This window comes from Clostridium sp. FP1, assembly GCF_011065975.2.
Taxonomy (GTDB): domain Bacteria; phylum Bacillota; class Clostridia; order Clostridiales; family Clostridiaceae; genus Clostridium_AD; species Clostridium_AD tagluense.
Window position 1 is genome coordinate 2,169,004 of record NZ_JAAMNJ020000001.1, and the last position, 21,201, is coordinate 2,190,204.

Sequence of the window (21,201 nt, forward strand, 5' to 3'; positions counted from 1 at the left end):
ATAAATTTAAAATTAATATATGAATACAAACACCACAGAATGTAATATGTCTGTGGTGTTTTAGCGCCTATTATTTGCTCCATCGGAGCTGATGGAAAATATTCTGTGCGTAAAAATCGGCGCTGCGACCATATTTGGCGTTTTAATGGACAAGGACAATCTTGTGCAAGTTGTTTTTGATAAGGATGTGCTTTTTGAAGAGTGGTATGGATGTAGCGATGGGACTACAAACGGGTATATGGAGGTCAAAACAAAGGAGATCGTCAATAATTTCCTAACCTATACAAAGCACATTCCGACAGTTATTCAAAGATAAAATTCTGAAAACACAATAAGGCTACTCAAGTTACTTTAGATGAAGCTAAAAATCGCGACTACATTCATTGACGTCTATTATAATACTTTATTTAATATAATATTTAAAGTAATTATATTAAAAGGTAGGGAATAGATGAAGAGTATAAAGTTAAATAAGAATATAATTTTTCAAATTGTTATTGGATTATTAACAGCTTTATTATTAATATTAGTTGTTTTCATTGTATATCATAAAAACCAAAATTCTGTAAAGATAACAATGGGAGGACAGTTCTATACACAGTTTAGTGATAGTGAAGGGAAAGACATAGAAAAATATTTTAGACCATCAAAACTACCTTCTATTAATGATAGGTTTTTAGATTATAAATTTTTTGATAACTTCTACGATAAAAAGCCCTCTGAAATTACATTGCCTAGTAATTTGCTTAAAACTCCAGAAGAAACAATAATTAATTATTTCAGCGTTTTAAGGCAAGCTGCGAATCCAGTAGAAGGAAAGGGCGCGGGCTGTGGAACACTGGGGAATGCACAAATACCTTATCCAGTGGCATATAATTTTTTATCCTCTAAATATCGAGATAAGTTAAATTATAATGAGTACCTTAAATCTTTCGAAAATATACTTCATATAAATCTAATAAAACTAAAAAAAGTTCCTGAGTTTAATAATGATCTAAATAAAATCAAATATTTTGTTGAGATTGAAACTATTGAAGGTACAGGAGACAACATCTCTAATTTTGCTTATTACTATGCTTTTATAGAAATATCAAAAGAAGGTTCCTTGTATAAAATTTCTGATGTTCAACTTTTCGGAGAGGATTTTTTATGTGCACCTTATCATGGTTAGAATCATAATGCTGAAGCTGTAGTGGATATTAAATATGGAAATTGGTGTTCACTCGTAAAGGAAAGATATCCGACAAAACAAGAAGGATATGTTAAGAATATATATTTCAAGGGTACTGATGGAAATGATTACAAATTTATGTTTTTTCAATTGACTAATGATACTGACATAGAGATAGCACAATATAAAAAAGATGAAAAGGGAAATTGGAATTTAATAAAGATTAATCCGGAAAAATGCTTAGAGAAAAAATCTTAGCAACTAAAGCAAAGAAACTATACCCATGAAAAAATGTCTAAGTACTATATTTTGTATAATACTTGGACATTTTCATATCTTAATTTAATTAGCAACCATAAACTTCTAATTATGGCGCGATCTCGGGGGAATGTAGAATTATCTACTTAAAATGAAAACAAAATGAAAGGGGGAATTAACATGGCAGTTAAATCAACAAAGGTAGCCAGTGCGTTAAAGCTTATCCAATATTCGGACTAGACAGAGAAAATCAGTACAGCTTAGTTAATGCTCTTATGGATTTAGTAATCGCAAAAAACATTTTTGCAGCAGCGAGTGGTAACTTAGTTGGCAAGAAAGATGCTAAGATAGTTACTACTGATACTAGTACAGTTGAAGTAGCTTAGGGAAATAGTGCCTGCGAGGGCACTATTTTTCTGCTTAAACATTTAAATAAGGAGACAGAGGAGTAAAGGCGGCTAATTTTCATGTGCTAAGAGAAACCAAGGCCTCAGCTGTGCTAGTTGAGATTGGGTTTATTGATAGCACTAATGATAATAACGTTTTTGATAGTAAAAGAAGTGAGATTATTAAAGCATTAACTAAAGCTATTCTTACAGAAGTAGGTGTAAGCTAAAATGAACCTTCAGTACCTGAACAAGCGAGCGTACAAAATATTTATAGGGTTGTGGCAGGTTCATATGCTGCAGGGGAAAATGCTGAAAATCAAATTAGGAAGTTATGGGGGCGGTTTTTGGGGCAATAATTATGTAATGGGGTGTTCTAGGCACATGAAAAAAACGAACAGGGGTTCGACACCCCTCGCATCCACCATAAAAGAACAACAATTTTGATACAATGGAAAACCCTTGAATTCAGGGGTTTTCGTTGTTTTTTGGATGAAATACAAGCTGTAATTTGAGATGAAAGTCATGAAATTATAGGTTGGAATGGAATAAATGCACACCCCCTATGAAATCTAGTGTAGGGGGTGTGCACTTTTTAGCGGAAGTACAAAGCCAGTATTTTAGCGACCTTGAGTATAATTACGAAATAAATGCAGTAATTCTCTCAGCAATCGTTATCTGATAATATATTTAGCCTACTCATAATTGGTTTCTGTTATTGTTGATCTTTTCATACTGTAGTGAGTAGTTCTGCGAGTCGCATTATCATCAACTACCTGAATATTGCTGCGTCTTGTTTTTTTCAACTGAACTTTATCAAATAATTCCTGCGAAATAATAGGAACGTGGCAGTCTATTGCTAAATATTTTTGTAATTCACCTTTGTTGATTATTCTTTTATTGTTAGGATATTCAAGGCCGTAAGTTTTCCCAACCACCACATTGCCCGTGTACTTTTCATTTTAAAGCATTGTATCGATTGTACGCTTCGCCCAATGTTCTTTGTCTGTTGGAGACTTTAAACATTCCGCTTCAAGGTAACGAATTATTGCTAGAATGCTATAGCCATTAAGATATAACTCATAAATTTTCTGTACTACTTTGGATTGATCTTCATCTATAACAATATTTCCATCAGAAGTATTAATATAGCCATAACACTTGCGATTATAAAATTTTGAGTTTCCGGTCTCAAATCCACGCCGAATACCCCACCTAATATTTTGGCTTCTTGATTCACTATCAGCTTGTGCTACTGCTTCGAGAATAGACAACAGAAAAGTCTTGCTTGTCTCTGAAATGTTAATGTTTTCAACCTCAAAGTACACATCAACAAGCAGGCTACGCAATTTATTTATCACATCGAGTATGTCCACTTAGTACTCTCGGAAACTCTCAAGCCATTGCTAATGCTAGGTTAATTTTTCTTCAAAAATCAACTTCACCCCAGAATTTCTTTGAGTTTTATATTGTACGCATAACCTAGATAATCTAAGCTATTCGTAGCATTATTAATTTATTTTAAATAAACAGTTTGAAATAAGACTTGACAGCTAGTAAAAATTCCCAAAATGAAATGTGTATATTATTACCATTATTTCATTATAAGGAGTGATTTTCATGCTAACTGTTAAGGCTTCACATGCTCAATATCAAGATTTTGTTGAAACATTTCTAGAAAAATTCTTTATTCAAAATAATCAACAAATTACTTTGGTTGAGCGTAGTTCAATAATAACAAAAATCTGGTCTGCCGACCTAACCGGAATTGTTTCTCTAATACAAAGTACTTACTCTAAGTCCAATCAAGGGGCTCCGCCAAAAGATGCTGTAGCTTTACTTAGGTCCCTTATTATTATGGCTTATTGTAAAGAAACGAGCATATCATCTTGGATAAAGAAATTACGTTCAGAACCGCTTTATGCAATTCTGTCAGGGTTTATCCCTGCTTGCTACTCGCCCTCTAAAGCCGAAGGCATACTTGCTGATCAAATACCTGGTATAGGCACTTTTTATGATTTTATGGATAGGCTGATTTACAAGGACAAAGTCCTATATAAATCCAAACTGCGTAAATTTAAACGTAAACCAAGTAAAAAACAAAAGAAAAACCAAAAGATGAATAACTCCAAATCTGGCGTAGTTGAACGTTTAGTTAAAAGGGTTTTGAAATATGATAATTCTAAGCTTTCTGATAGAATAGAATCCAAAATGAACAACATACTTAAAGAATTATTTGTTATTCCTTCGTTATCAATGGGCATTCTGGGAGACCCTTCAAAACTAAATATTGCTGGTGATGGAACATGTATGCCTACGCAGGCTTCGCCTTATGGTAAAAAGGTTTGTGATTGCAAACTTAAACCTGGAGAGCGTTGTGATTGTTATCGAAAGTTCACCGATCCCAGTGCTAGCTGGGGTTGGGATAGCTTTAATGAACACTATTACTATGGTCATACTTATCACGGGTTCACTGCCTGTGATAGTTTTTACAGCCTACCTATCCAAATTAAATTTGTTAGTGCAGCTCGGCATGATTCTGTTACTGGCGTTTATGAACTTAAAGAGCTTGTAGATTTATACCCGAAAATTAAATTTCATTCTGTAGCCTTAGATTCTGCATATGATGCTAATGCTTTTTATCTTTTATGCATGCATTATGGAATAAATCCTATTATTGATTTAAATTCACGTTCTTCAAAACCTTCATCAGGTAGTGAATTTGTTGAACTTAATGATAAGGGTATTCCTCACGGGAAAATTTGTGGACATCAACTTCGTAATTGGGGAATTATCCGTAAAGAATACAGGCGTAAATGGTTATTCTCAGTTCAATGTGAACACTGTGAAAAATGTCCTATAAAAAGCAACAAAACTTACTACACTAAAACATTAGATAACCCAAGATATTTTACTCCAATAATAAGAGGTTCAAAGCAATGGAAATATCTTTATAAACGACGTTCAACTACTGAAAGATGTTGGGATAGAATAAACAATGACTTCCACGCTGAAAAAGCAATTATCTATTCTGTTGGTCGCAGAATAACAAGAGTATTTCTTGGTGCATTTTGCTGCTTTATAGATGCTTGGGCTAAAGAAAAACTAGTAACCCTTGCTGATATTTTCCCGATTTTTAGGAATAGCGCTGCGTAATTTACAGTCAGTTTCAACTCAATAACCAGCCTACGGCTTTTTTAAATAACGTATGAAAAAGCCTTTTTGTCATGCCCAAAATTAATCTAAAGAAATTTTTACATCCAGTTTAATACTTTTATTAATGAAAGAATACCACGGGCTATGCCTGTGGTTCTAAAAAGCTTATAGCTATACGTAGAAAAAAACAACCCCCTTTGATAAAATGGAAGTAGGTTTGCCAACCACAACCAAGTCAAAGGGGAAAAATCCAAATGGACAATCAAAGTTTAGCACATAGTAAATGGAATTGTAAATACCATATTGTCTTTGCACCCAAATATAGAAGACAAATAATATATGGGAAAATAAAATCAGACATAGGACAAATATTGAGAAAGCTATGTGAATATAAGGGTGTAGAAATATTAGAAGCAAACGCATGCAAGGATCATATACATATGCTTGTAAGTATACCACCCAAATTAAGTGTGTCACAATTTATGGGATATTTAAAAGGTAAAAGTTCATTGATGATATTTGATAGACATGCAAATTTGAAGTATAAGTATGGGAATAGACAATTTTGGTGTAAAGGATATTATGTAGATACAGTAGGAAGAAACAAAAATGCAATAGAAGAATATATAAAAAACCAACTTCAAGAAGATATTGTATGTGAGCAGATAAGTTTAAAAGAATATATGGACCCGTTTACGGGTGAGCCAGTAAATAAATACAAAAAATAATACCCCTTTAGGGGTTGTATGTAAAGGTATGCGGTTGGCAGAACTTTCAGTATGTCTTTAGACGTAGCCAGTAACATGCCCTTATAGGGCTAGAACAAGCCACCCGTTATACGGGTGGTCCTGACTCATAAATATAAGAATTGTTAATTATTGTTTTCCGACTATACTCGTCCACTGTATTGCGTCCAAATCGACTTACTGATTTGGTAATTATTAAGTCAATTTTGTGGTCATAGCAATCTGAGAGCATTCTTTGGAATTCTGTCCTGTCGGTAGTATTTTTCCCGGATTTAATATCTGCATATACATCAACTAGTTCCCAATCAAGGTGCCGCTTAACCAGCTGCTTATATTGATGGATTTGGTTGTTAAGGCTTTCTATTTGATCAGCATGCAACCTGCTGACTCTGCAGTATATTGCTACCTTCACTTTTAGCATGAGAGATATTCTCTCAATTTTCGTGACTTTTCTTTCATTACTCATTTTCGCATCATTCCTTTAAAAGAATTAAAAATATAAAATTTGCCAAATTACATGTTTCTCATATGAAAATTTCATCCAATATAATGATTATTGCCAAATTGTAATAAAATAATTAGCCTAAACATCTCACTTCGGAATTAGATTTATATTTAGGCTATGTTAAAAAGTAGTGTTAAAAATCATATACACCAATTATAGCCAATATTATCCTTTTGTTGTATAATGGAGTTAATTCGGACTTGTAATTTATTGTGTAACTAATGAATAACTACAAAATATATTTTGTAGTATCAAAGGGAGGTATCAATAATGAAAATAGTTTTTATGGGAACTCCTGATTTTGCAGTTCCCTCATTGAAGAAAATGATAGAGAAATATAATGTAAGTGCGATTGTAACACAACCTGATAAACCAAGTGGAAGAGGGAAAAAGGTAGCAATTTCACCAATCAAAGAGGTCGGACTATCGAATCAAATTCCGATTTTTCAGCCCGAAAAAATAAAAACAGACTCTGTAATTATTGATAAATTAAAAGAAATAAAACCTGATTTTATTATTGTTGTAGCATATGGTCAAATCATAACTAAGCATATACTTGACATACCAAGACTCGGATGTATTAATCTACATGCATCTCTCCTCCCAATGTATAGGGGGTCATCACCGATAAATTGGAGTTTAATAAATGGGGAAATAACAACTGGAAATACAACTATACTAATGGATACTGGTATAGATACGGGTGATATGCTTATGAGAAGTGAGTTTGACATATCTGAATCTATGACAGCAGGAGAATTGTACAAATTATTAAAAATAAACGGTGCTGAACTGTTAGAGGAAACAATAAATGGAATTATCACAGGTAAAATTTGTGGGGTAAAACAACAGAGTGATGGAAGTTCTTATGTACAGATGTTAAACAAGCAAATGGCAAAGATTAATTGGAATGACAGTAGTATTAACATACATAATTTAATAAGAGGATTGAGTTCTTGGCCATATAAAAATATAAACTCATGGCCAACTGCTCATACTTATTATAAAGATATTCCAATTAAAATATTCAAATCCAAGTCATTAGAGGCGAATATTATTAAACCACCTGGTTATATTATAGATGCAAATAATGAAGGAATTACAGTCGCCACCAATAACGGTATTCTGATTATAGAAATATTACAGTTTCCAGGGGGGAAACCTCTTGAGGTAAAAGAATTTTTAAAAGGAAATAAAATAGAAAAAGGCATTGTATTATCATAATCATAATTGATTAATAGTCTATATAGGACTACAATATTATGATTATTGGTTCGTAATATGTATAGGTTTGGATTCAGATGTTGAGCCGATAAAAACTATCACCATAAGTATATACTTAAATGATGATAGCCACTAAAACTGCTCAATTTCTGAAACAAGCAAAAGAACGATGCCGCGTTTCCACTACTATGGAGATTCAATCTTTCCCCTCTTTCTGAAATTTGCTTTAACACTAAGATTAATCACTTTAATTTCCATAAATGTATCTTAAACTCTTCTAAATTTTGATTATTTTCTAAAAATAGACGTACTTTCCCCCTCCCCAAAATAAACACTCTACGAGACGCTATTCCATTTTTTTTCACAAGGTGGAGAAAAATTTTGGCGATTCAACTTCTCTTTTATAATCATTTTACCTTTACCACAGCAAGAACATGTATTTATATCTATTCCTGTCATCTTTAAAAGAAGCTCCGCTGCACTTAACTTAACATCTGAATTTTCACCTTTACTTTGTACTGCACCTGTAAGTTCTTTGCACTTTTGAAGTTTAGTTGACCTATTTCTATTGCTTAATATCCCATAGTGTCTAATTTTTACAAATTTTCTTGGTAGAACATGCATGAGAAATCTTCTAATAAATTCATCTACCGCAAGAGTCATAAATTTTTCTTTATTATGGTCTTTATAATCTCTCCACTTAAATGTTACATATCCATTTTCTAAATTTACAATTCGATGATTAGATATCGCTACTCTATGAGTGTATCTGCCAAGGTATTCAAGTACGTACTCCGCACTCCCGAAAGGGGGTTTGCAGTATACAACCCATTCTTTTTTATATAACTTACCTACAAAGCTTTGGAATATGTGTTTTTCTGTTAATTCCTCAATTCCAGTAGTATATTTAAGAGCATTACTATAATAAGCTTTTTTAAGATAAAATAAGAATTTTCCTCTAAATATTCTTGATAAAACTTTCACTGGAATAAAAAAATTCTTTTTAGAATTTATCCATTTTGTACCATCAAAAGTTAAACCACCACTTGGAACTATACAATGCATGTGAGGGTGATTCATTAAGTTTTGACCCCACGTATGTAAAATTGACATAAATCCAATTTCGGCTCCTAAATATTTTTTATCTCTTGAAAGTTCAAATAATGTTTCTGAAACAGCATTAAAGAGGATAGAATACATTTCCTTTTGGTTTGTAAGAGTTATATAGTTAAGTTCTTGAGGTATAGTGAAAACTACATGAAAATACCCTACGGGTAATAAATCCTCTTTTCTTTTTTCAAGCCATCTTTCCTTTGCTAAAGTTTGGCATTTAGGACAATGTCTGTTTCGGCAGGAATTATAAGAAACTCTAATATGCCCACATTCATCACATTCATCTATATGACCACCAAGCTCTTCTGTTCTACAAGCTTCAATATCAATCATAGTTTTCAAAATGTGCAGCGGAAGCTGATGATTTCTCCTATATTCATCGCCATACTGATTAAATATATCTTGAATCTCAATCATCTTTTTCTCCTAAGAGCACATCCAATGGACTCTTTATATTAAGTAAATCCATTCTTCTAAGATGTAAATAAATAGTGGTAGTAGTTATTCTGGTATGTCCTAAAAGTCTTTGAATGTAGCAGATATCTGTACCAGCATCCAATAAGTGAGTTGCAAAGCTATGACGAAGCGTATGGACAGTTGCATGCTTAGTGATTTTAGTTTTTTTTATAGATTTCTCGAGCATTTTCTGAACACTACGTGGACTTATAGAATCTGTACGACCCTTTCCAGAAAATAAATATTCCGTAGGATGATATTTTATCCAATACTCTCTAAGGATTTCTAAATTTGCTTTTGACAACAATGAATATCTATCTTTTTTACCCTTGCCCTCTCTAATTAATATTTGCATGTTTTTACTATCAATATCCGTTATTTTTAAATTGCAAACTTCACTAACCCTTAAGCCTGCGGAGTAAACCGTCATGAGAATTGCCTTATGCTTAAGGTTTTCAGTAACATCAAAGATAGACTTAACCTCATCTGGGGATAATACAGCAGGTAATTTTGATGGTTCTTTCATCCTTGCGATTTTGTCCGAATTCCAGTATCTATTCAGAGTTTTAGTATAAAAAAATTTAAGGCTTGAATTAATATAATTAACTGTTCCTTCACTTAATTTCTTTATAATGATACAATAATGTAGATATTCACAAATTTCTTTTTCACCTAAATACTTTGGTGATTTGTTGTAAAATTTAGCAAAGTTACTAACGTGATTGATATAGCTTTTTATAGTCATTGGACTATAACCACTTAGTTCCATATCCATTTTCATTTTTTCTCTTAATTCTGACATAAATAATAACACTTCCTTATTTTTTATTTCGACAATAAAAGTTTATAGGAAGTGTGTATTATAATAAAGAAGTATCTTAGTAAATAGGATACTTCTTTATATTTTATTTATGTAAAAATTAAATTAAGCGCATTAGTACCCGTCTGCCACCGTTTTTAGCGGTTTAGTTCTATTTATTTATGACGCAATAAAGGCAGCCTTGAGAGGTTGCCTTTCAATTTCAACATTATTCTTAAACAGAGCCTTTATTCAACACAAAACCCTTTGATTTCAAAGAACTTTGTTGTTTTTATAGAGAAATTTAATGGTGATTAAGCTAAAATTAAAGGCACCGGATTGTGAAAATATGTACGCAATTTAGTGGCAATGATTTTGTGGAATCAGCAATAATATTAGGAAGTAATTTTGTTTGGATATCTATAATGACTTGCTATTCATGCGATTAAGAGCGAATATAACACTACCGAAACTAGCGGTAGAAAGGGGAGTTCGCCATGAATCCTAGAAATGTAATCATTATACCCCCTATATTCCCAAATCAGACCAGTCGATATTTAGGAACACCAGGAATAACTCATGTAGTAGGTTATGCCCGTGTTGAAAAAGGAACCGGTGCTGGTGTTCAGATTAGAAAAAATATCAGACAACTCATTGCAGATCAACCGGAATGGGAATTGGTATATGTAACGACAGACTACTATCAAACCAAGAATCAAGATTTAACATATCGTAGCTTTTTCAATATATGCAAAATGATTAGATCAGGATGTGTTGATGTTTTGATTATCTATTCTGCGAACAATTGGGAAGAAGATTATTCTATCGCAGAATGGCTGTTTCAGCTTTGCGTGGAATGCGGGATTGAAGGATACATTGCTCGCAACAATTCATTGTTTTTAGTATGTGGTTTTATAATATAACGTGTATTTTGCTAAATTGTATCAAAATATGAGTTTAGCCTAATTATCTCATAAAAGAACAACAAGTTTGATACAATGGAAAACCCTTGAATTCAGGGGTTTTCGTTGTTTTTTGGGTAAAATGCAGTGTGGAAATTGAGAGTGAAATAATAAAAACTTGGATTGAATTGAAATAAATGCACACCCCCTATGAAATTTAGTGTAGGGGGTGTGCATTTTTAGTAGGGGGTGTGCACTTTTTAGCGGAAATATTAAAAAGGGAGTTATATGTTTCATTAGAGTGCACCAGATGAATCTAGGTTCATAAGTGAAAACTCTATGTTGGGTATTAGGAGAAAATATGAATAAAGAAAGTAAATTACACAAAGTTCTTAGGTTATGAAAAATGGGAAGATGTAAGAGAATTTAATTGATGACTTTAATAAAGAGAGTGGGATAGTAACGTAAGGATTGAAAGGGCTGATAAAGCTCTTTATTAAAAATTATATTGTTGAGAAATAATCTAATATAATGTAGAATATTGGTATAGAGGAGGGGTTTAATTGCCAAATGAATTTGAAAGAATTATCCAAAAAGCTAGTGATGTTATGGAAAATCCAAAGTTACTATACAGATATGAAGATATTATATTGGGAGTACCTGTAAGAATAAGCAATGGAAAATATGAAAATATGTGGGCTGTATCTCCTTCAACTTGGCGTGCCTTTAGAGAAATTGATTCACCAAGTGAAATATATAAAGGAATAATGATTAAAAATAAAAACATAGTTATAGCTTCATTAAATAATGCAAAGTCAGTCGAGGATATAAACATTATTGAGAATAAACTTTACGATATTATTTTAAAAGAATTAAAAAACGCTAATAGAAATCAGTACTCTTCAATTTTAGATTCTTATAATAGAATAAGGAAACCTATTGATTTATATATTGAACATATTGTACTTATGTCAAAAGAGTTGGATAAAGAAAGGAAAGATATAATTCCGCTTTTATATTTGCCATTAGATTCTTGGATATTTAATTCTAATTTAATATTTTCATTAGAGGAGCTATATGGTGTTGGGCTTGATAGAAGTTCGCAATATGGAATGCTTAATAATGAAACTGATTACATAAAACTTCAAGAAATATTAAGTAAGAGGGTATCCTTTATAGCAAAACAAATAAATGAAAAGTTTAGTAGGATATTTTTAGATCTTTTTTGGAGTGACAGATATAAGAGAAGCGGCACAAACCTTTTTGAAACTAATAAATAGGTTCTTAATTTGTATATATTGTATTTAGGAGGTTTTAATTGTGGGTATACTTGGGAAAAGTCTATTTGATATAATTACGGATGGTGGTATTGTACCTAAATCACCAACAACTAGAATTGTTGAAAAAATAGTGCACTCTGTCTCTGAAAAAGCTGTTGAAAAACTTACTTCAAATGGGACTAATAAAAAAGGTAGTAAGTCTGTGGGATATGGTGATGTAATCGGAGTGAGACGTACAGGTTATAAGCATTTTGGAATCTATTTAAATGATTACTGTATTATACATTATGCCTCACGTAGTGGTGACTTTGGCAAAGATATTTGTATTCATGAGACTACTATTGAAAAATTCTTAGATGGTTCTAATAGCTATTTTGTATGTAAGTTTTCTAAATCTTATGGAAAACCAAGTGAGTTTGATATTAAAGCTTCATTATCTAGTTCTTCCTTTGTTCCACAATGGGACAAGTTATTTAGAACTTTAAAAGGATTTAATTATAATTTGTATTCACCAGAGGAAACTGTTCAAAGAGCTCATGAAAGAATGGGTGAAAGTAAATACAATTTAGTTACAAATAATTGTGAACACTTTGCAATTTGGTGCAAGACAGGAATATCAGAATCACATCAAGTTAATGATATTCTTGGAGACTTGCCATTTGAAACAATATATACATAAAAATTGAATATTATAGAATACAATACAATTTAGCAATAATAAAATTACTATCACAATGAAAACCCTTGAATTCAGGGGTTTTTGTTGTTTTTGGAGTGAATAGAGTGGGATTTTTTAAGGTTTTGAGCTTGGAATTATGCACTTTTATTATTTAAATGCACCCACCTATGGATTTTTGATTAGGTGGGTGCATTTTTAGGTTGGGTTGGTGCACTTTATAGCAGAAATATTTAGGATGATTGTTAAAGCAGTTTGTGTTACAATAAGTATGGAAAATTTTAGATTTTAAGGAGGATTTATGCCTAAAGAAAAAATGCATGAAGCAGAAGTAAGTCTATATATTGCAAATTACTATCTAAAACATTATTTAACTAATGAGGATATTTTCGTATCAATAGATGGTGCTCATATAAAGACCGGCGAAACTATACATTTTGATATAAAACAATTTTTAAAGAACTTAGGATTTATAAAAATAGGCACCGATTTAAAACGGTGGCAGGGAGAATATAAACTATCGGATGATTTGCCAAAATTAATTATTCATTCTAAGCCTGGTACTGGTGACGTTAACATAAAAACAAAAGACGGTAAGGAAATATATATAGAAAGTAAGAAAGGATCCTTTACAAATAAAAATGGCCAAGAATATTCTCTAATGAGAGAGGCAATTGGACAATTAGTTACTTGTAGAGAAATGAATGAAAATATAATTCCTATGGTAGCAGTACCTTACTCACCCAAAAGCTATGAACTGGCATGTAAATGGTCAGAGTATGTACAAATAAAATTATTAAGGATTAAGTTTATGCTTGTACGTGAAGATGGGGATATTACAATAGTACATTCTTAAGTTAATTAACTATAAAAAGAGAATATTATTTTCAATGATTAATATGTTTCCTAATACACCGCATGTAGAGTGTGTTGTGAAGATAAAGCGGAAAAGGCTTGAGTAGAGAGATTTAGAGGATTTTTACAAAAAAATGAAGTGTGTTATATGTTCCCTCATACGTTTTGAGGGAATTTTTCATTTTTTATTTTACTATGAAAATAGGCTGCCAACTATTGTTGTTGACAGCCTGAAGTTATGTATACTATCTATATAACTCCTTAATTATTATTTATTGTTGGGCAAAATAATCTCTGATTTCATTCAACTTTTCTTCAGCATGAGGTCTACCACCAGTTGCAATTTGATCAATTTGAAAATGTTTTAAAACTTCAAAACCGCAGGTTTGAAGAGTATCTTTTATAAAGCTGCCAGTAATAGGATTTTGCAATTGATTGTTATAGTAGTCGTTAGGTGTTTGCATAGTTGTAATAACGACTGCTTTTTTATTTTTTAATAATCCAATCATTGTTCCATTTGGCCCATAGCTATATGCCCAGCCAAGCTGAAAAACTTTATCACAAAATCCTTTTAAAGCAGCAGGCATTGATGCCCACCATAGCGGAATTGGAAATACCACTATATCTGCTTTATCTATTGCTGCTTTATATTTTAACACCAATGGATCTTCTATCTGTCCTTTTCTCCACTGCAACAAGTCTTGCCCTGTCATAAGAGGGTTAAATCCATCTTTTACTAGATCGATGCACTCAACAGAATGCCCGTTTTTTGAAACAGTTTCAACAACAGTTTTTGCTACTCCTGCGTTAAAGCTTCCTTCATAAGGGTGGCTACTAACAACTAAATAATTCATATTATCAATCTCCTTTTTTATTATATAGATTTTTTACATTATCTTAATGTAACAGACATCTGTAACATATTAAATCCTTATTTTTTATAACATTCTTAAGTAAGCGGTGTGTTATATTTTAGCGGGATTTTAAAATCATTTTAATTATACATCTTGAAACTTCATAAGTAAAATAGTATAATTTTATTATATGTATAGTTAATTACCTATGGAAAGAGGTGTATAATAAATGACCTTGAGGCATTTTAGGATTTTTATTGCAGTTTGTGAGAACAATAGTATAACTGCTACTGGCAAAAAACTTCACATTTCACAGCCATCTGTAAGTATTGCCATTCGTGAACTTGAAGAAAACTATGGAGTTAAACTTTTTGACAGAGTGTCACGAAGGCTATATATTACAGAGACTGGTAAGCATTTATTAGAGTATGCAACTCATATTGTTTCGCTAACTGACGAAGTGGAAGTAGGCATAAAAGATTGGGACTCCTTCGGCACTCTACGTGTGGGATCAAGTATTGCAATCGGTTTTGGTATATTGCCTTCTTATGTCAAAGATTTTGAGCAGCAGACACCTTCTGTTAAAGTAAATGTCGCTGTAAATGATACTAAAACAATAGAAGAATATATTTTAAGAAATACTGTTGATATTGCCCTAATTGAAGGTAAAGTACAGAGTCCAAATATTGAACAAATTAAGTTTATGGATGATGAATTGGTTTTAGTTTGCGGTAAAAAACACCCATTTAGCTGTTACGATGAAATAGATCTAAACATGCTAGATGGACAAGATTTTATACTACGAGAAAGAGGTAGTGATGACAGGGAATTTTTTGAGAGTTTCTTAGCAGCACACGAATTAGAAATCAATATACGATGGGAGAGTATAAGCATACTAATCATTTTTGAGGCAGTAAAAGCAGGGTTAGGATTAACCATTCTTCCTGATGTAATAGTAAAAGCAGGTGTATCATTAGGTAATATCCATGTGATAAAAATTAAAAACGTTTCGCTAAAACGTCAATTTTCTATTATTTATCAAAAAAATAAATTTCTTACCAAATCAGCAAAAAAATTTATCAGTCTTTGTATTAATAATAACGTAAACCCATAGTTTCCCAATCTAATAAAATGCAAACGGAACGCCACTTAGTCTTCTGATTAGGTGGCGTTCTTAAATTTTGCTTTAGACGAAAAATCATAAAGTGGATTGTTATAACTTTTGTTGAGTCGTATTTTATAGTTATATCCATATAAAATGAGGAAACAAATGCCGATTAATAATAAGTACTTAGATGAAATAAGAAACTGCTTAGCCGACTATTTTACTCCCAATTTACTAAAAGGTTGATTAGCAGTTATTATCGTTTAATTTAACATTTTTAGACACTTTATATTTACCAAACTGGTATTAACTTCGATGACAATTTACCTTCATTTGCTTCATGAACTAATTTTATTAAATCTTCTTTGATCATTTGCATTCGTTCAGCACCTATATTTTCAATCCAACGTTGCTCAATATCAGTTAGTATCTCCTCTTTTGCTTTCATTACTAACAATCCTCGCTCGGTCAAAACAATAATTTTCCCTCTCTTATCAGTGGGGTGAATTTTACGCATTACATAACCATTTTTCTCAAGGTAATCCACCATTTTACTCACAGCTTGCTTTGTAATTCCTAAATATTCAGCTAATTCTATACCCGTTGCTCCATCTGGGGTGATGTATGTAAACATAAACCCATGTGTAGGTCTAATATCTTCAAATCCCAATTCGCTCAATCTATCATGTAGTTCGTTAATCGCTGCTCTAAAAGATAATAACAAGAGTGATGTAAGATCTAATTTACTAAATACTTGATGATTCATATATAAAACCTCCTCAAATAAAGTCAATTAGGTTGACTTTTTATTAATTCTATTATACTATATGCAATATAGTCAATCAAGTTGACTGTATTTGTTTTGCTATGAAAGAAATAGGATTCACTAAAAAATCAATACACTATGATTGTAATTGAATACCTATTTTAAATGATTAATCTAACAACTTAAGAATAATTAACAGGAGGAGAAGAGAATGAAACAGTTTTATTCGTAAAAGCAAACAATCGTCCAGCAGATCAGGCGGTTAGTGTAAAGTTATATGAGACTTTTTTAGAAAGCTATAATGAATCACATCCCAATGATACTGTGGTAGAACTTGGTTTATACAATGAAGATTTGCCATATGTAGGAGTAGATATGATTAACGGTACTTTTAAGGCTAGTAGAGAACTTGATTTAACAGAAAAGGAAGCGAAAGCTGTTGCTGATAAATATTTAGATTTTTATTATCAATTTATTAAATTTATAGAAAGAAGGATTGAATTACAATGGAACGTTTATGGACAAAAAACTATATAATGCTGACAATTACAGCATTATTACTATTTAGTGGTTTTTATTTACTAATGCCAACACTGCCCATATTTATTAAACAATTAGGTGGAAGTGAATCTCAAGTTGGATTTATTATTGGAGTGTTTACAATATCGTCAGTAATTGTTCGTCCTATTGTTGGAGGATTAATGGATAAATATGGACGACGAGTATTTATAATAAGTGGACTAATATTTTTTGCAATTACAATGCATTTTTATGATTTGGTAACAATAATTATATTTTTAGTGATGTTACGTATCCTCCACGGAATCAGCTGGGCAATTGCTACAACTTCTATAGGAACGGCTGTGACTGATGTCATTCCAAAATCTCGTCGTGGAGAAGGAATGGGATGGTATGGGCTTTCAATGACTTTGGGCATGGCTTTAGGACCAATATTAGGTCTTTGGGTAGCAAAATCATTTTCATTTCATTATCTATTTTTGCTATGCACAGCATTAGCGCTTATTGCATTTATACTTGCATTTTGTACAAAAATCCCAGCAGTTCAACATACACATGAAAACACAATATCATTTTTTGAAAAAGACCTTTTACCAATCGCTATTGTTACATTTTTCCTATCCATTACTTTTGGTGGAATTACAACGTTTTTACCACTGTTTGCGGCAAAAATTCAAGTTAATGTTGGTACTTTTTTCTTAGTTTATGCTTTCATACTTGCAGTAATTAGACCAATTACAGGAAAGATATCTGATAAGTATGGAGAAGATGTCATTATTATTCCTGCACTCTTTATACTAATTGTCGCACTATTAGTCCTAGCATTTACAAAAGGAATTGTTGGACTAGTTATTACAGCTATTTTGTACGGAATTGGATTCGGATCAGCACAACCAGCCCTTCAACTAGCGATTATACGATTAGCTAAACCAGAGAAAATTGGAGTAGCGAACGCCACATTTTTTACCGCTTTTGATTTAGGTATTGGTTTAGGATCTATTATTCTAGGATTTGTTTCACAACTCGTGGGATATCAAACGTTATTTATTGTTTGTGCTGTATCTGCGTTTATTAGCCTATTATTTTTTACTGTTTTTGTTAAGAAGACATTAAAATAACATTTAGTTTACAGAAGAACATCCACTACTATCCACTATTTACTGCGAAATCATCTGCATATTAAAGCATTAAATAACTCACGACATCACTATCGTGAGTTTAATTTTTGAAATGATATAACCGCTCTCCTTTATTATACTTATTTAGTAAATGGATTTTTAAGATAAAGAAAAATACCCTTATTCTTCAATTTAACTAATAAAAAATGTTCATTAAATTTACTTCATGAACATTTCTACGTTCCTTTTGTGTAGGGCATCTTTTTAAATATGCAATAAAGATATTCAGAATCTCATTCTCACCATGAATAAATAATATAATATACTAGGTAATCCGATAGCAGATAGTATTGAGATTGCAGTATGTACTTTTTTCTTATCTTGTAACATAAACAATAAAAACTTATACCCTAAAATACCAATGACTCCACCCAAACAATTTAGAATTATATCATCAATATCTGATGCTCCAATGCCTAAAAGCCCCTGAATGATTTCAACAAACAAACTCACTATAAATATAAGGAGCAAATTGGTTATTACTCTTTTATGATTTTTGAATAATGACAAATATGTACCAAGGGGAATAAAAATAACTATATTGCCAACCACATTACTAAAGCATTCGCAAATCTGCCAGATATATATTCCATTATACTATAAAAAGGAGTGAGATTGATTGATCTATGCTCCAAATGCGAAATTCTTGATAAGAACAATATTTTAATTAGCAAAAGTATGTAACAAATGAAAACACCATATAAAAATACTGCTTTAATTCTCTCTCGTTTATTCATAATACCTCCGTTTTTCATTTCATCCCTGCTTATTCTCTGACGTTCAGTTATTAACTATCCAAGGGCAAATTAATTATAAAAGTGGTTCTCTCATAAATTGCATTCCTTACTTTCTTATATTACAAAAAGGAGTTTAAGAAAATTGTAATTAAACCTTAAGATTTCTTAAGATTACAATTTAAATTTTATCCATTTTCAAGAATAGTTTAGCTGATAGCAAACAAAAGTTGTTCAACCGTTAATACCCCATTTGGGACCTTAACTGATATGTTTTTCAAATTAACACTATGAGCTTAAATATTGTACTAAAAGGAAAAGAAAATATATCAAATTCATGGAAATGATAATGGGGGGGATAAAAATGAGTTCATATTTATTAAGCTTTAAAGACATTGATAAGTCAAAGCTAGAAGTGGTAGGAGGCAAAGGCGCAAACCTGGGAGAACTTTCAAGGATTGAAGGGTTACAGGTTCCTGAGGGCTTTTGCGTTACTACGGCGGCCTATAAAAAAGTAATAGAGTATAATAAGGAGTTTAACAGACTTCTAGAGGAATTATCTCATCTTAAGGTGGATGATAGAAAAAAAATAGGTGTAATCTGTGGTAAAATACGTAGTTTAATCGAAGGAATCACTATTCCAAAGGATATAGATGAAGGGATAACAGCATTTATTAAAAAGTTTGGTGAAAAGAACGCCTATGCTGTTCGTTCAAGTGCTACTGCCGAAGATTTACCTCTGGCCTCCTTTGCAGGGCAGCAGGATACCTATTTAAATATTATAGGAAAAGATGATATTCTTCACCACGTGAGCAAGTGCTGGGCATCACTTTTTACAGATAGAGCAGTGATTTATCGTATTCAGAATAACTTTGACCATCGCAGGGTATATCTTTCGGTGGTTATCCAAAAGATGGTTTTCCCAGTGGCTTCAGGAATTATGTTTACTGCAGATCCTATAAGTGGCAACAGGAAGGTCACCTCTATAGATGCAAGCTTTGGCCTTGGGGAAGCACTAGTGTCCGGCCTTGTGAATGCGGATATCTATAAAGCGAAGGCAGGCAAAATTATAGATAAAAAGATATCTACTAAGAAGGTAGCCATTTATGGCATTCCTAAGGGAGGGACTGAGCAGAGAGAGATTGATGCTGCTCAGCAGAATGATCCATCTATTCCGGAATACTTTATGTCAAGAAGCAGAGCTATGATGTCGGAATTAGAGCAGCAGTCACAGAAGATTTCAGGTAATGAGCTTTTTGATTTTGTTGAGAAGAGCATGGCTCGAATAAAGGACAATATGATGGATACCTACGGAGTTGTTTTTTCGGGAGCTTATGCAACTAGCTGGATTAATAAGAAGCTTGAAAAATGGCTAGGGGAAAAAAATCTAGCGGATACTCTTGCGCAGTCTGTATCTAATAATGTTACCTCAGAAATGGGACTTGAGCTTTTGGATGTATCAGATGTAGTAAGAAAGTATCCAGAGGTAATTAAATATTTAGAGCATCCTAAGGATGAAACCTTTTTTGAGGACCTTGTAAAACTTCCAGGAGGAATTGAAGCACGTGATGCAATAAGAGAATTCCTGAAGAAATACGGCATGCGGTGCTCTGCGGAAATAGATATAAGCAGGACTAGATGGAATGAAAGACCAACAATATTGGTTCCTCTGATCCTTGGTAATATTAAGGTTTATCCTCCTAATGCTCATGAAGCTAAATTTGAGCAGGGACTCAAGGAAGCTAAAGAGAAGGAGCAGGATATTTTAAGTAGGCTTCAAAAGCTTTCAGGTGGCAGAGTAAAAGCTAAAAAGGCGAAGAGAGCTATCAGTGTTCTTCGTAATTATGCAGGTTACCGTGAGTTCAACAAGTATACCTTAATCTGGTACGAGTGGGTTATTAAGCAGGTTATTATGAAAGAAGCTGAAAGGTTAGTATTACAGGGGATTATAAAGGAACCAGGTGATATATTCTATCTTGAATATGAAGAATTGAGAGAGGTTATTAAAACCAACAAATTGGATTATAGTATTATACAAAAAAGAAAAGAAGACTATGAGATTTACGAGAAGCTTACACCTCCTCGTGTAATTACATCCGATGGAGAAATTATATCCAGTCAATACGACATAAGCAAGATCCCAGAAGGTGCTTTGGCAGGGGTACCTGTATCAGCAGGCATAATTGAAGGCAGAGCAAGGATAATACTAAGAATCGAAGATGCAAATATCGAGGAAGGGGATATTCTGGTTACTACTTTTACTGATCCTAGCTGGACACCGGTATTTGTAAGTATCAAGGGACTTATCACAGAAGTTGGGGGAATGATGACTCATGGGGCAGTTGTCGCAAGAGAATACGGACTTCCAGCGGTAGTAAGTGTGGAGAATGCTACAAAACTTATAAAGGACGGACAGAGAATTCAAGTAAATGGAACAGAAGGATATGTAGAAATACTCCATTGAAAACAATTAAGGTGCTGCTATGATGAATGGAAATAAAAAGGCTATGAGCAAGTA

21 protein-coding genes and 2 pseudogenes are annotated in these 21,201 nt (G+C 32.5%); 16 read left to right on the top strand and 7 right to left on the bottom strand.

What is annotated here, in order from left to right:
- Positions 1-91 precede the first annotated feature (91 nt).
- The 5 genes from G9F70_RS10440 (at position 92) to G9F70_RS27280 (ending at position 2,045) form a co-directional block, all read left to right on the top strand.
- Positions 92-316, top strand: coding sequence for a hypothetical protein (locus G9F70_RS10440; protein ID WP_164947148.1), 225 nt, complete (start codon positions 92-94; stop codon positions 314-316).
- Between the two features lie 135 nt (positions 317-451).
- Complete coding sequence (locus tag G9F70_RS10445; protein ID WP_202882658.1) at positions 452-1,171, top strand: hypothetical protein; 720 nt, start codon at positions 452-454, stop codon at positions 1,169-1,171.
- A gap of 21 nt (positions 1,172-1,192) precedes the next feature.
- Complete coding sequence (locus G9F70_RS10450) at positions 1,193-1,429, top strand: hypothetical protein (RefSeq protein ID WP_202882659.1); 237 nt, start codon at positions 1,193-1,195, stop codon at positions 1,427-1,429.
- Positions 1,430-1,704: 275 nt separating this feature from the next.
- A complete protein-coding gene (locus G9F70_RS10455; RefSeq protein WP_164947149.1) occupies positions 1,705-1,815 on the top strand; it encodes a DUF2922 family protein in 111 nt (36 codons plus the stop codon).
- An 83-nt stretch (positions 1,816-1,898) separates the two neighbouring features.
- Positions 1,899-2,045, top strand: coding sequence for an N-acetylmuramoyl-L-alanine amidase (locus G9F70_RS27280; RefSeq protein ID WP_164947150.1), 147 nt, complete (start codon positions 1,899-1,901; stop codon positions 2,043-2,045).
- A 465-nt stretch (positions 2,046-2,510) separates the two neighbouring features.
- Here the strand turns inward: G9F70_RS27280 and G9F70_RS10465 are convergent.
- Positions 2,511-3,191, bottom strand: a pseudogene (locus tag G9F70_RS10465) (recombinase family protein).
- 244 nt (positions 3,192-3,435) lie between these two features.
- Between G9F70_RS10465 and G9F70_RS10470 the strand changes: the two are divergent.
- A complete protein-coding gene (locus G9F70_RS10470; RefSeq protein WP_224617509.1) occupies positions 3,436-4,971 on the top strand; it encodes a transposase in 1,536 nt (511 codons plus the stop codon).
- A gap of 254 nt (positions 4,972-5,225) precedes the next feature.
- Positions 5,226-5,699, top strand: a complete 474-nt coding sequence (tnpA, locus tag G9F70_RS10475; protein ID WP_224617364.1) for an IS200/IS605 family transposase — start codon at positions 5,226-5,228, stop codon at positions 5,697-5,699.
- A gap of 106 nt (positions 5,700-5,805) precedes the next feature.
- On the opposite strand, the gene G9F70_RS10480 is transcribed toward tnpA, so the two are convergent.
- The gene (locus tag G9F70_RS10480) at positions 5,806-6,129 is read right to left on the bottom strand and encodes a recombinase family protein (RefSeq protein ID WP_224617510.1); all 324 of its coding nucleotides are present in this window, start codon (positions 6,127-6,129) and stop codon (positions 5,806-5,808) included.
- Between the two features lie 363 nt (positions 6,130-6,492).
- Here G9F70_RS10480 and fmt point away from each other — a divergent pair, with 363 nt between their 5' ends.
- On the top strand, positions 6,493-7,446 hold the full coding sequence (gene fmt / locus G9F70_RS10485) for a methionyl-tRNA formyltransferase (RefSeq protein ID WP_055665350.1): 954 nt from the start codon (positions 6,493-6,495) through the stop codon (positions 7,444-7,446).
- Between the two features lie 336 nt (positions 7,447-7,782).
- Here the strand turns inward: fmt and G9F70_RS10490 are convergent, their stop codons facing one another.
- Both G9F70_RS10490 and G9F70_RS10495 read right to left on the bottom strand, forming a co-directional pair.
- Entirely contained in the window at positions 7,783-8,976 is a 1,194-nt protein-coding gene (locus G9F70_RS10490; protein WP_224617502.1) for an IS91 family transposase, read from the bottom strand.
- Positions 8,969-9,817, bottom strand: a complete 849-nt coding sequence (locus G9F70_RS10495) for a site-specific integrase (protein WP_224617511.1) — start codon at positions 9,815-9,817, stop codon at positions 8,969-8,971. Before G9F70_RS10495 ends, G9F70_RS10490 begins: the two co-directional genes overlap by 8 nt.
- Positions 9,818-10,311: 494 nt before the next feature.
- On the opposite strand from G9F70_RS10495, the gene G9F70_RS10500 reads away from it, so the two are divergent.
- The 4 genes from G9F70_RS10500 (at position 10,312) to G9F70_RS10515 (ending at position 13,528) form a co-directional block, all read left to right on the top strand.
- Positions 10,312-10,737: a hypothetical protein gene (locus G9F70_RS10500; RefSeq protein ID WP_164946289.1), complete on the top strand. Its 426-nt coding sequence runs from the start codon at positions 10,312-10,314 to the stop codon at positions 10,735-10,737.
- 542 nt (positions 10,738-11,279) lie between these two features.
- Entirely contained in the window at positions 11,280-11,996 is a 717-nt protein-coding gene (locus G9F70_RS10505) for a hypothetical protein (RefSeq protein ID WP_164946288.1), read from the top strand.
- 40 nt (positions 11,997-12,036) lie between these two features.
- Complete coding sequence (locus tag G9F70_RS10510; RefSeq protein WP_164946287.1) at positions 12,037-12,675, top strand: lecithin retinol acyltransferase family protein; 639 nt, start codon at positions 12,037-12,039, stop codon at positions 12,673-12,675.
- A gap of 298 nt (positions 12,676-12,973) precedes the next feature.
- A complete protein-coding gene (locus G9F70_RS10515) occupies positions 12,974-13,528 on the top strand; it encodes a hypothetical protein (RefSeq protein ID WP_164946286.1) in 555 nt (184 codons plus the stop codon).
- A gap of 271 nt (positions 13,529-13,799) precedes the next feature.
- Here the strand turns inward: G9F70_RS10515 and G9F70_RS10520 are convergent, their stop codons facing one another.
- The gene (locus G9F70_RS10520) at positions 13,800-14,381 is read right to left on the bottom strand and encodes an NAD(P)H-dependent oxidoreductase (protein ID WP_164946285.1); all 582 of its coding nucleotides are present in this window, start codon (positions 14,379-14,381) and stop codon (positions 13,800-13,802) included.
- Positions 14,382-14,610: 229 nt separating this feature from the next.
- On the opposite strand from G9F70_RS10520, the gene G9F70_RS10525 reads away from it, so the two are divergent.
- Positions 14,611-15,495 (top strand): LysR family transcriptional regulator, encoded by an 885-nt coding sequence (locus tag G9F70_RS10525; RefSeq protein WP_164946284.1) that lies wholly within the window; start codon positions 14,611-14,613, stop codon positions 15,493-15,495.
- Positions 15,496-15,778: 283 nt separating this feature from the next.
- On the opposite strand, the gene G9F70_RS10530 is transcribed toward G9F70_RS10525, so the two are convergent.
- Positions 15,779-16,252, bottom strand: a complete 474-nt coding sequence (locus G9F70_RS10530) for a MarR family winged helix-turn-helix transcriptional regulator (protein ID WP_164946283.1) — start codon at positions 16,250-16,252, stop codon at positions 15,779-15,781.
- Positions 16,253-16,576: 324 nt separating this feature from the next.
- Between G9F70_RS10530 and G9F70_RS27285 the strand changes: the two genes are divergently transcribed.
- Together G9F70_RS27285 and G9F70_RS10540 are read left to right on the top strand one after the other, a co-directional pair.
- Positions 16,577-16,789 carry a hypothetical protein gene (locus G9F70_RS27285; protein ID WP_318010993.1) on the top strand — a complete coding sequence of 71 codons (213 nt, stop codon included), beginning with the start codon at positions 16,577-16,579 and terminating at the stop codon, positions 16,787-16,789.
- On the top strand, positions 16,759-17,889 hold the full coding sequence (locus tag G9F70_RS10540; RefSeq protein ID WP_164946282.1) for an MFS transporter: 1,131 nt from the start codon (positions 16,759-16,761) through the stop codon (positions 17,887-17,889). Before G9F70_RS27285 ends, G9F70_RS10540 begins: the two co-directional genes overlap by 31 nt.
- A 285-nt stretch (positions 17,890-18,174) precedes the next feature.
- Here G9F70_RS10540 and G9F70_RS10545 read toward each other — a convergent pair.
- Positions 18,175-18,686, bottom strand: a pseudogene (locus G9F70_RS10545) (VanZ family protein).
- A gap of 361 nt (positions 18,687-19,047) precedes the next feature.
- On the opposite strand from G9F70_RS10545, the gene G9F70_RS10550 reads away from it, so the two are divergent.
- Positions 19,048-21,147, top strand: a complete 2,100-nt coding sequence (locus G9F70_RS10550) for a phosphoenolpyruvate synthase (protein ID WP_164946281.1) — start codon at positions 19,048-19,050, stop codon at positions 21,145-21,147.
- Positions 21,148-21,201 lie beyond the last annotated feature (54 nt).

Coding starts and splice junctions, on each gene's coding strand:
- G9F70_RS10440 (WP_164947148.1), top strand. CDS start 92: ATGGAAAATATTCTGTGCGTAAAAATCGGCGCTGCGACCATATTTGGC.
- G9F70_RS10445 (WP_202882658.1), top strand. CDS start 452: ATGAAGAGTATAAAGTTAAATAAGAATATAATTTTTCAAATTGTTATT.
- G9F70_RS10455 (WP_164947149.1), top strand. CDS start 1,705: ATGGATTTAGTAATCGCAAAAAACATTTTTGCAGCAGCGAGTGGTAAC.
- G9F70_RS10470 (WP_224617509.1), top strand. CDS start 3,436: ATGCTAACTGTTAAGGCTTCACATGCTCAATATCAAGATTTTGTTGAA.
- tnpA (WP_224617364.1), top strand. CDS start 5,226: ATGGACAATCAAAGTTTAGCACATAGTAAATGGAATTGTAAATACCAT.
- fmt (WP_055665350.1), top strand. CDS start 6,493: ATGAAAATAGTTTTTATGGGAACTCCTGATTTTGCAGTTCCCTCATTG.
- G9F70_RS10490 (WP_224617502.1), bottom strand. CDS start 8,976: ATGATTGAGATTCAAGATATATTTAATCAGTATGGCGATGAATATAGG.
- G9F70_RS10495 (WP_224617511.1), bottom strand. CDS start 9,817: ATGTCAGAATTAAGAGAAAAAATGAAAATGGATATGGAACTAAGTGGT.
- G9F70_RS10500 (WP_164946289.1), top strand. CDS start 10,312: ATGAATCCTAGAAATGTAATCATTATACCCCCTATATTCCCAAATCAG.
- G9F70_RS10515 (WP_164946286.1), top strand. CDS start 12,974: ATGCCTAAAGAAAAAATGCATGAAGCAGAAGTAAGTCTATATATTGCA.
- G9F70_RS10520 (WP_164946285.1), bottom strand. CDS start 14,381: ATGAATTATTTAGTTGTTAGTAGCCACCCTTATGAAGGAAGCTTTAAC.
- G9F70_RS10525 (WP_164946284.1), top strand. CDS start 14,611: ATGACCTTGAGGCATTTTAGGATTTTTATTGCAGTTTGTGAGAACAAT.
- G9F70_RS10530 (WP_164946283.1), bottom strand. CDS start 16,252: ATGAATCATCAAGTATTTAGTAAATTAGATCTTACATCACTCTTGTTA.
- G9F70_RS10540 (WP_164946282.1), top strand. CDS start 16,759: ATGGAACGTTTATGGACAAAAAACTATATAATGCTGACAATTACAGCA.
- G9F70_RS10550 (WP_164946281.1), top strand. CDS start 19,048: ATGAGTTCATATTTATTAAGCTTTAAAGACATTGATAAGTCAAAGCTA.